Raw genomic sequence first — 10,671 nt, forward strand, 5'->3', positions numbered from 1 at the left:
GCAAATAGAGGAAGATGATCAGCATGGCCAACAGGCCGCCCTCGATGATGTTGATGGTCGACTTGTTGGAAATCATTTCGATGATGCGCGACATGTCGAGCCAGACATGGAACTTGACCCCTTCCTTGAGGGTCGGCTCGATCTCGGCCAGAACTTTCTTTGCCTGGCGGGCCACCAGGACCGAATTGGCGCCCGAGCTTTTAGTGAGCATCATCATGATGCCCGGCTTGCCGTTCATGCGCAGCTTGAGCCGCGCCTCCTTGGGCCCCTCGTGGACCGTGCCGATGTCCTTGAGGAAGATCGGCGCACCGCTGCGGCTCATGCCGATGAGGATGTCATTGATCTCGGCCACGGTCTTGAACTCGCCCATGGTACGCAGCAGGAATTCCTTATGGTTCTCGGTCATGTAGCCGGCCGGGAGGTTGATGTTGGAGGCCTGGACGGCCATCTCCACCTGCCTGATGTTCAGGCTGCGCGATTCGAGCTTGCCCTTGTCGACGCTGACCACGACCTCGTTGGTTTCCGGTGAGAAGACCGCGGCCGAGGCCACGCCCTCGATGCGTTCCAACCGGGTGGCGACCTCGTTGTCGATGTAGTCGCGCAGCTTGCTCAGGCTCATGTTGCCGCCGGTGACGCCGTAGGCGATGATCGGCATCTGCGAGAAGTTGAACTTCATGACGAACGGCTTCTGGGAGCCCTCGGGGAGGTATTGCTCGTACATGCCGATGGCGTCGCGCACGTCCTGGGCGGCGAAGTCGAGGTTGATCCCCCATTCGAACTCGATCATGACCACCGACTGTCCCTCGATGGAGATGGACTTCACGTCCTTGATGCCTGCGACGGTGGAGACCCATTGCTCAACCGGCCGGGTGATGTTCTGCTCGATATCCTCCGAGGAGACGCCGCTGTAGGTCGTGATCACGGTGATGTAGGGGTAGTCGAGGTCGGGCAGCATGTCCAGCCCCAGCTTGGTGAAGGAGATCATGCCCAGGATGACGATGACCAGCACGACCATGGACATCGTCACTTTCTTTTTTAGGGAAAAATCGACGATCTTCATTTTTTATCTCCAGCCATGACGATGGCCGTGCCATCCTTCAAGTCGTAGTTGCCCTCGGTCAGCACCAGCTCGCCCGGGTTGACGCCGGACACGACTTCGAAGCGGGTGCCATTCTTTTCGCCGATGGTAATGGGACGCTTGCGGGCCACGCCGTTGTCATCGACCATCACTTCCTTGTCGCCGGAGAGCAGGGCCGTGATCGGCAGCAGGTAAACGTTCTCCTTGCGGATGTATTCGATGGCGATGTCGGCGTAGACCCCGGCTTTGATCTTCATCTGCGGGTTGTCGATGGTGACCTCGACCTTGAAAGTTTTTGAGAGCGGGTCGGCGGCCAGGTTCTTGGAATAGACCTCGCCGATAAAAACCTCGCCCGGGAGAGAGGATATTTTAACCAGGCACTTCTGGCCGATCCTGATGCGCTCGATCTCCTCGGCCGGGGCGTCCACAACGACCTTGACCTTGGAGAGGTCCATCAGGGTCAGGATGCTTTGGCCCATGCCCATCATCGGGTTGATCATGTCGCCCTCTTCCATGTTCTTGGCGGCGATAATGCCCGCGAAAGGCGCTTTCATGTAGGCATTTTTTGCTATGTAATCCACCAGGTCCAGGTTGGCCTTGGCGCTCTTCATCTGCGTGTCGGCGGCGTCAAGGGCCAGCTGGGTGTTCTCGTACTGCATCTGTGAGATCGCTTTGTTCTCGAGCATCTTCTTCATGCGCTCGGCATTGAGCTTGGCGTTCTGAAAGGCGGTCTGGGCCACAGCCATGGCGGCCTGAGCCTGCTTTTGCTGGAGCTCCAGGGAGGTCATGTCGAGCACGGCAAGCAACTCGCCCTGGTTGACGCGGTCGCCCTGCTTCTTCAGGATGCGGCCGACGCGTCCGGAGGCGTCCGGGGCGATATTGGCGGTTTTCCAGGCGCTGACCGTCCCCTTATAATCGAAATACTTGGTCAATGTCCCTTTCTGCGGCATTTCCGCCTTCACCAGCAGCGGTTTCTGCTGAAACTCGCTCACGTTATTTTTTTTCGAGCAAAAAGACAGCGTGAAAACCAGAATCAATAACGCAAATAAAGTTTTTTTCATTCGGCACCTCCATTGATGTTGACGCCAGTGAGTTTTTCAAGCTCGGCGATGGCGATATTGTAATTGTATAAAGCCTGCAAATAATTGACCTTGGCCCTGGTCAGCTCGTTGTAGGACGAGTTCAGCTCGAGGATGGTGATCATCCCCTCGCGGTAGTTCAACTCGGCGATGCGCACGCCTTCTCTGGCGCTCTCCATGTTTTTCTGTCCGAGTTGGATGTTTTCATATTCCTGGTTGATGGTGCGGTATTTGCTTTCGATTTCCAGCTGGTTGGCGTCAGTCAGCTGCTTGACGTTGAGATCCATGATCTTTTGCAGCACCCGCATTTCGCCGATCTGGGCGCTGCGCTTCAAGCCGGTGAATATGGGAAAGCTGACCCCCAGCGAAATATTGAAATAGTCATCCCAATTGCTCTTGGTCAATTTGAACAGATCGGACTGATAGCTGTAGGTGGCCACCAAGGAAAAATTCGGGATGTACTGCGCCCAGGCGATTTTTAGCAGGTTGTCGATTTTTTGCCTCTGCATCTGCAGCTGCAGCAGTTCCGAGCGGTTTTTCAGCGAGCTCTGCAGCAGTTTGGCCAACTCCAGCTGCACGGGCTGGTAACCCAGCTCTCCCTGCAGGCGCACTTCCCGGCTGGCCGGAAGGCCGAGCATCAGCTTCAGGCCCAGGTAGGACGTTTCCAGCAGGTTTTCCACGCGCAGGACATCGGGTTTGATGGCGCTGAAGGCCAGTTCGGAGCGCAGCAAGTCATACTTCGAAACCATACCCAGATCGAAGCTTTTCTTGACGTTGGTGTAGTTGCTTTCGGCCAGGGAAAACGCCTCCTGGTGGGCTTTGAGCAGCTCCTGCAGGATCTGGATATTGTAGAACATCTTGCGCACGTTCAGGATGGTGTCGGCCCTGGAATCCTTTTCCTTTTCCTTGGCCAGCCTCAGGTCCAGTTCGGCGTTCTTGTAATTGAAAAATATCTTGCCGCCGGTGAAGACCGGCTGGACGATCTGGAAACTGAACGCGTAGTCCTTCTGGAAGCGCAGCGTGGCCTTGGTCGGCTCGGCGCCGGGGTAGAAGGGCGGTATCTCGATAACCATCAACTTCTGATCCAGTATTTTACTACCGGACAGCGTTATTTCCGGCAGGAAACCGAAATTCTGCATGAGGCGATAGCGGTACTGCTTGACCTCCTGCTGGCTGACCTGATAGGCGGTGTTGTTGGTCAGCGCCAACTGGATTGCCTGGTCGACGGTCAGGTCCATGGGCGCGTTTTGCGCAAATGCCAGCGTCGCCAGAAGTAGAAACAATAAAAATGCTTTTTTCATTGCTGCCTCCTATGCCAGTATGCCGTTTTTCAACAGCGTCATGATCAATTTTTTTTGTTTTTCATGGTTGATGAGATCGGCCTGGATCGACTCCCATAATGCCCCTTCCAGCAAGCTGCTCAGGGTGGCCCCCACCATGATGACCCCAAACCCCTTGAGGACTTCGGGGCGTATGACATCCTTCATGAATTCGCCCAGATTCTTGGCGATCTCTTCCCTTCTGCGTAATTCAAAACCCATGTGTTCTTCGATGTTCTCGCACTCTTGGATGGCCACGTGATGTTCCCGGACCATCATTTTCAGGAAGTTCCGTTTTTCCTGCATCAGCGAGAGTGAAAGATCGATAATATCCTCTATGATCAGGCGCTTGTCTTTTTTCTGGCCCATCAATTCCTTGCCTTTTTGGGCGATTTCATCCTGAAAACGGATATAATTAGCGGTAAAATATTTATCGTTATATAATGACAAAGGTTCTACCGGGGCCGGTCTTTGCAAGACTTGTCCGCAATTAAGGCAGCGAACTATTCTGTAAGGCGGTTCCTGCCAAATCACATTTATAATTATTTTACCTAGCGTAATATATTTTAACTCGGAGTTAATATTTTGTCAACAGAAAAAACTATTTTTATTTTTTTTTGAAAATCTCACTAATGACGACAACTTGATTTTTATTGACAATCTTTTTCGCCTGGGATAAATTACTCCCATGCCGTGGCCGGTAAAAGAATTGGACGACGTCAAGCATATTTTGCACGATAAAAAACTGCACATCGCCCAGGAAGAAATATTCACCAGCCTGGCCCGCATCGAGCATTCGCAGCGGATTTTCCCCCAGCTGCAGCAGAAGGCCCTGCTGGTGCAGCTGCTGCATACGTATGAAAATTCGAAAAAAAAAGTGGTCATCCAGCTGGATGTGCTGGGAGAAATAAAGTATCCCCTAACCGTGACCATGGGCGTGCTGGCGGAGGATTGGAGCGGCATGGCCAACTCCATCCTGGGCATCATTCACCAAAAGCACGGCAATGTCCTCTACCTCAAGGGATTCACCCTGGACTATGAAACCCACAAGCTGGGGATCATCATCCTCTCCTTCCTGATCAAAACCGCCCGCGAGTACAAGCATTTTCTAGCCGAAAAAAACAACCTGCTGACGATCATCAAGGACGCCTCGCAGGGCAGCCTATCGAAAACCCTGCTCCTGGAGGACGAGACCATCCGCTTCGACATCTACAACAAAACCGTCAAGGCCATAAAAAAAATGTACCGTGACCCCGACATCGACACCATCATCGGCGAGAACGGCGAGGCCTTGAAATTCATTTCATCCCGTTCGCGGGAATACCTGCAGGAAAGGAAGATCTCCGACCTGGCCGCGCTGATCATCGACAACTTCAAATTCCAAAAAATGGTCCGCGACGGCAAGGCCGACAAAAAGATCAAGATCAAGAATTTCGAGACCATCTACGAAAAGCTGACCGGGATCACCTTTGTCTGCTGGGAAGAGAATTTTTCGGTGGAAAATTTTTTGAAAACCCTGGATTTCATCGTCCCCGGCCACATCATCAAGCACCACAAAAGCTTCGTCTCCAGTGAAAAAATCCTGGTCTACCGCATCGAAATCGTCGACAGCCATATCCAGCCGCTGAATCCCGATGCCATCAAGTCCATCGAAACGTCGCTGGCGAAACTGATCAGCACCTCGGTCAACGAGGTCTTCTCCCAGATCAAGTCGGTGGGCGGCTATGAGCATTACGCCCGGGCCATTATTCCGTTCCTGATGGAGGAAGCGAAGGTGACCGGTATCAGCCAGGTTTTCATGAGCGTCGAGAAGAAGAACGAATTCATGATGCAGCTGAAGCTGATCGTCGTCTCCCTGCCCAGCAAAAAGGCCAACCTGAACAAGCTGATCGCTCTGCTGGAAAACCATCAGGGCATCGAGATCCTCTCGGTCGTCCCTCCCCGCCTCTACCAGAAGCAGATCGAAGTCAACATCATGAACTTGAAGGTCACCCTGGCGGAGTTTGTTTCCATCGCCGCCATTTTCCAGACCATCAAAAACATTTTGAAGAGCCTTTATGATCAGATCCGCGATTTTGACGAAGGCCTGCGCAATCGTGACATGGGTACGCTGGCCGATCTGACCTCCCGCTTGAAAACCGTCAATCCCTTGATCATCAAGGAAATCTATTTCAATTTCGACGAGATCTACCGCATCGAAACCCCGCCCGTAATCATGGCCGAGATCATCAACCTGGCATGCGCCACCATGGAAACGGCCAAGCGTGAAGATCTGGGGCGGGTGGTGATCAGCACCAAAAGCATCAAGAACCCGTTCACGGATGAGCCGCTGAAGACCATCTTCGTCGTTTCCTACGGCAAGGACAGAAAAATCCTGAGCAAATTCATCAACCACACCCAGGGCATCGAGATCTATTTCACCCGCATCGAATGGGAGCAGCGTTTTTGCCTGATCCTGATCCTTAAGAAAAACAACCGCGCCCTCCTGGCGGCCGAAATCAAGAAAATAAAGACCGGGGTGCTGGAGAAATATCTGAAAAACGTCATGTTCATTGACGCCAATGCCCCGGCCGTCACCACGAATCGCTGAAGCGGCAGCCCCATGTTCAAACTGACCTCGCCGTTTTGCATCACCGTTGCCCAGAAGACGGCCGTTGACGAAATCGTCGGCAAATTCAGGGCGGGATGCCGCAAGCAAGTCTTGCTGGGCGTGACCGGGTCGGGAAAAACATTCTCCATGGCGCACATCATCCGCGAGTTGAATGTCCCGACCCTGGTTCTCTCTCCCAACAAAACGCTGGCGGCCCAGCTTTTTCAGGAATTCAAGGGGTTTTTTCCCACCGACCGCGTCGGTTATTTCATCAGCTATTACGATTATTACCAGCCGGAAGCATTCGTCCCGCAGCGCAACCTCTATATCGCCAAGGAAGTTTCGATCAATCCCGAGCTGGAAAGGCTGCGCCTGGACGCCACCCGCAACCTCCTCGAATCGCGGCAAACGGTCGTGGTGGCTTCGGTTTCGGCGATCTACAGCATCGGCTCGCCAAGCGATTTTACCGAGCAGAAAATCGCCCTGGCCCTGGGCGACACCATCGCCCGCGACGCCTTGCTGGATGAATTCGTCAAGCTGGGCTACGGCCGCACCCATGACCTGCTGGAAAGCGGGAAATTCAGGGTGCGCGGGCACATGGTCGAGATTTTTCCCACCAGCGAGGAAAATCCGCTGCGCTTTGAATTTTCCGGGACCGCCATCGGCCGCATCGTTTTTTTCGATCCCCTGACCGGCGCCTGGCTGGAGGAACGGAAGCAGGTGAACGTCTTCCCCATCAACTATTTTTTCTACCGCCGGGCCCGCGTCGAAGCGGCGCTGGCCAAGATCAGGCTCGAACTGGAGGAACGGCTGCGTTATTTCCTAGCTCAGGGCAAGCCCGAATTGGCGGAACGCCTGCGCCAGCGGACCCTATTTGACATCGAGATGCTCGAGCAGTTCGGCCATTGCCCCGGCATCGAGAATTATTCCCTGTATCTGACCGGACGCCAGAAAGGCGAAGCCCCTTACACCCTGCTGAGTTTTTTCCCGCCCGGATACCTGACGATCATCGATGAGTCGCACGTGACGGTTCCGCAATTGAACGGCATGTACGCCGGCGACCGCTCGCGCAAGTCCAAGCTGGTCGAATACGGCTTCCGGCTGCCTTCGGCCCTGGACAACCGGCCGCTGAATTTCGCCGAGATTCAGGAACGGCTGCAAAATGTCCTATACGTTTCGGCCACACCCGCCCCGTTCGAGATCAGTGATGCCCAGGGGCGGGTGACGTCGCTGCTGGTCAGGCCGACCGGGCTGATCGATCCCGAAGTGATCGTCAAGAAAGCCGTCGATCCGGTGCAGGACATGCTCTCCGAAATCGAACCGGTGATCAAGAGCAAAAATCGCGTGCTGGTCACCACCTTGACGAAAAAAATGGCGGAGAAACTGGCTGATTTTCTGACCTTGAAAGGCGTCCGCTGCGCCTACCTGCATTCGGAGATCAAGGCCCTGGACCGGGTAAAGATAATCAGAAAACTGCGCCAGGGCGAATTCGACGTCCTGATCGGCATCAACCTGCTGCGCGAGGGGCTCGACCTGCCCGAGGTGGCGCTGGTGGTTATCCTCGACGCCGACAAGGAGGGCTTCCTGCGCTCCCCGACCGCCCTGATCCAGACCTTCGGCCGCGCCGCCCGCCACATCGACGGCAAGGTCATCCTCTACATCGAGGGCATGGTGGAATCGGTGCGCCAGGCGATCGCCGAAGCCGAGCGGCGGCGAAAGTACCAGGTCGAATACAACCGGGGCCACGGCATCTTGCCCGTCTCGGTGCGCAGCCAGATCAAGGATTTCCACGACGACGACTATTGGCTGAAGAAGAGCGCCGAGCCGCTGCCCGAGGATTTCAAGAACCGGGAGGCGCTGGAGAAGGAGATCCAGAAATTGACGCTGGCCATGAAGGAAAAAGCCGCCCACCTCGATTTCAAGACAGCCGCCCAGCTGCGCGACCGCATTAAACTCTTAAAAAATATGCTGATCGAGATGTTTTGAGACTATCAACATCTGGTCGCGTCGCGGCTATTGAATGGGGTTATGTAGTACTCGAGGGCAGCTCCAGGCCATAGCCCTTGCGCTTGTCCTCGGCCTTGAGCAGGAAGGCGAAAACGAGGCCGAGGAAGCCAAAGCCCGTGAAGACCAGCATGGGGATCGTATAATTGTAGGCGACCAGTGGCGACCCGTCGGCGGCTACGGTGCGTGACACGATGCAGAAACGGTCCAGGATCCAGCCGATCAACAGCGGCACCCCCATCAGCCCCCAGTTCTGGATGTAGAATATCAACGCATAGGCCGTGCCCAGCTGCTTCTCGGGTATCAATTTGGGCACTGAGGGCCACATGGCGGACGGGACCAGGGAAAAAGCCACGCCGAGAACGAGCATCAGCACAAAGGCGACAAGCCAATGGCTGAGCAACGGGACGGCAAAAAGGAGGTGGACGCCGATCAGCATGGCCGAACCAAGGAACATGATAGATGCCGCCTTGCCTTTGCGGTCTACCATGCGCCCGAATATTGGCGTCATGAAGATATTGCCGAAAGGCAGCAAGCCTGGAATGATGCCGGCCAAGCCCAGCGCGACATGGTATTTTTGGACCATCAGGTCGGTCGCGTATTTAAGGAAGGGGAAAACCGCCGAATAAAAAAGCAGACACAACATCGAGATATACCAGAAGCCCTTGTTCTTCAGTATCAGCTTGATGTCGGAGAGGCGGAACGGCTCCTCGCTATCGGCGTCGCCCTTGGCTTCCGAGGCATCGAGCTTGCGGTCCATGATTCCGTACACCAGGTAGCTGATGAAGCCGATGATAAGCAACACCACGGCCAGCAGCACCGGTGCCCCCACGGACTTGAAATGGGCGGCGACCGGGGCGCTGATCATCAGGGCCAGGGCCGTCCCCATGCGCGCCATGGCCAATTGCAGTCCCATGGCCAGGGCCATTTCCTTGCCTTTGAACCACTTGACGATGAGCTTGGTGGTGGTGATTCCCGCCACTTCGACGCCGACGCCGAAGATGGCGTAGCCGATGCCGGCCAGATAAACCTGCAGGGGCATGCCGCCGATCAATGGCACGTTTTGCAGCAGGGGCGTGGGGTCGAACGTGTGGGTGATGGCGAAATATTTAAGCACGGCCCCGGCGACCATCAGGCCGGTGGACATTACTCCGGTGAAACGCACGCCCATCTTGTCCAGGATGATGCCGCCGATGAGCAGCATGAACAGGAAGACATTGAACCAGCCGTAGGCGCTGGTGAAAAAGCCATATTGGGTGCTGGTCCAGTGCAGATGCTGCTCCAGCATGGGTTTCAGGGGGGCCATGACGTCGGCCATGAAATAGCCGCAGAGCATGGCCAAGCCGGCTACGGTCATAGCCGCCCAGCGGGCTTTCGGGGATTCGCGCAACGAAGTTCTCAGGGCTTGAGTCATTGTTTCCTCGCTTTTAGCTTCGCTTAGTTAGATTTTAAGCACTGCGAAAAAATATTATATTATCAATAAAAAAAAAATACAATGCAGCGTATCAGCGAAACAGAAATCTGCATGCAGCAGGTGATAATGAGGTCGGGATGGGTAAAATGGCCGGGGCACATTGGCGTGCCCCGGCCTTATGGCTACTGTTCGAGGGTGAAAGTGATCGTGACCGTAAAAACAACCGGCTTGGGAATGCCGTTTAAAATATAAGGCTCATACAGCCATTGCTTGATGGCGCTTAAAGCGGATTCATTGAGCAGCGGGGATGCGCTGTAAATGACCCGCGCACTTCGTACCCGGCCGTAGATATCGGTCATGGCTTCAACGACGACCTTGCCTTGGACATGGGCGGCCAATGCGATCGTCGAATAAACCGGTTTGACTTCCCTGATTTTTCTGGGCATTTGCACGCTGGCAATGCGCAGGGCCGGGAGGGAATCATCCACCTTGTCGCCTTTCTGAACGCCGATGAGCGCATTGGGGGCGCCGCCGATGATACCATCCGGAATGCCGCCGACGCCATCCGAATCGCCGTTGCCGACACCGATCGTGTCCAAATTTTCCTCTTCGATGGTTTCAGGAACCACCATAGGCACCATTAAAACACCATCCTGAACAGGATTTTTTGGGGGATTCTTAGGGCCAGGTCCTTCTTTTATCCTGCCATCGTTTCCCGAGCCCCTAGACGGTACCAGCGGTGCAGGCGGAGGATTGGTCGAGATACGGATCACCTTAAATTGGGGCAAATTCGCATCGGCCCTGATCAAGGGGACCATGACCAGGCTGGCGATGAGCAGGACATGAAACAACAATGAAAGGGGCAGGGTGAGCCAGGTCAAACTTTTCGGCCGCCTCACTTTTTCGGAAGACATGGATGAATGGTTGAACATGGCATACCTCCTCTGGCAGGGAATCGTTCGGCGACTCCCGTTGCCTGGGAATACTATGCCTTGTTTATTGACGGCAATCGTCCCGAATCATGATTCAATACCCTTTTTATTTTATCTCCAGCCGCTGGCGGAACTCGGAAGGGCTAAAGCCGGTATTTTTTTTGAAAGCGGCGTTAAACACCGACTTGGAGTTGAAACCGCTTTCAAAAGCGATCTTGAGCAGTTTGTCGTCCCTGGTTTTCAGATCGGACAGTT

At 54.6% G+C, this 10,671-nt stretch carries 9 protein-coding genes; 2 read left to right on the top strand and 7 right to left on the bottom strand.

Annotation, left to right across the window (positions count from 1 at the left end):
- The 4 genes from NTW95_08240 to NTW95_08255 all read right to left on the bottom strand — a co-directional run.
- The coding region (locus NTW95_08240) for an efflux RND transporter permease subunit (protein MCX6557399.1) at positions 1-1,060 on the bottom strand (1,060 nt) is incomplete at its 3' end.
- Positions 1,057-2,139: an efflux RND transporter periplasmic adaptor subunit gene (locus NTW95_08245; GenBank protein ID MCX6557400.1), complete on the bottom strand. Its 1,083-nt coding sequence runs from the start codon at positions 2,137-2,139 to the stop codon at positions 1,057-1,059. The genes NTW95_08245 and NTW95_08240, both read right to left, overlap by 4 nt.
- Positions 2,136-3,458 carry a TolC family protein gene (locus NTW95_08250; protein ID MCX6557401.1) on the bottom strand — a complete coding sequence of 441 codons (1,323 nt, stop codon included), beginning with the start codon at positions 3,456-3,458 and terminating at the stop codon, positions 2,136-2,138. The genes NTW95_08245 and NTW95_08250 overlap by 4 nt, the downstream gene beginning before the upstream one ends.
- Positions 3,459-3,467: 9 nt before the next feature.
- Complete coding sequence (locus NTW95_08255) at positions 3,468-3,845, bottom strand: hypothetical protein (GenBank protein MCX6557402.1); 378 nt, start codon at positions 3,843-3,845, stop codon at positions 3,468-3,470.
- Positions 3,846-4,164: 319 nt separating this feature from the next.
- Between NTW95_08255 and NTW95_08260 the strand changes: the two genes are divergently transcribed.
- Both NTW95_08260 and uvrB read left to right on the top strand, forming a co-directional pair.
- On the top strand, positions 4,165-6,066 hold the full coding sequence (locus NTW95_08260) for a hypothetical protein (GenBank protein MCX6557403.1): 1,902 nt from the start codon (positions 4,165-4,167) through the stop codon (positions 6,064-6,066).
- 12 nt (positions 6,067-6,078) lie between these two features.
- On the top strand, positions 6,079-8,052 hold the full coding sequence (uvrB, locus tag NTW95_08265) for an excinuclease ABC subunit UvrB (protein MCX6557404.1): 1,974 nt from the start codon (positions 6,079-6,081) through the stop codon (positions 8,050-8,052).
- Positions 8,053-8,092: 40 nt separating this feature from the next.
- Here the strand turns inward: uvrB and NTW95_08270 are convergent, their stop codons facing one another.
- The 3 genes from NTW95_08270 to NTW95_08280 form a co-directional block, all read right to left on the bottom strand.
- The gene (locus NTW95_08270) at positions 8,093-9,484 is read right to left on the bottom strand and encodes an MFS transporter (GenBank protein MCX6557405.1); all 1,392 of its coding nucleotides are present in this window, start codon (positions 9,482-9,484) and stop codon (positions 8,093-8,095) included.
- A 182-nt stretch (positions 9,485-9,666) separates the two neighbouring features.
- On the bottom strand, positions 9,667-10,416 hold the full coding sequence (locus NTW95_08275) for an energy transducer TonB (GenBank protein MCX6557406.1): 750 nt from the start codon (positions 10,414-10,416) through the stop codon (positions 9,667-9,669).
- 106 nt (positions 10,417-10,522) lie between these two features.
- The gene (locus tag NTW95_08280) at positions 10,523-10,660 is read right to left on the bottom strand and encodes a helix-turn-helix domain-containing protein (protein ID MCX6557407.1); all 138 of its coding nucleotides are present in this window, start codon (positions 10,658-10,660) and stop codon (positions 10,523-10,525) included.
- Between the last annotated feature and the right edge of the window lie 11 nt (positions 10,661-10,671).

It is taken from the genome of Candidatus Aminicenantes bacterium (genome assembly GCA_026393795.1).
Classification (GTDB): Bacteria; Acidobacteriota; Aminicenantia; order UBA2199; family UBA2199; genus UBA2199.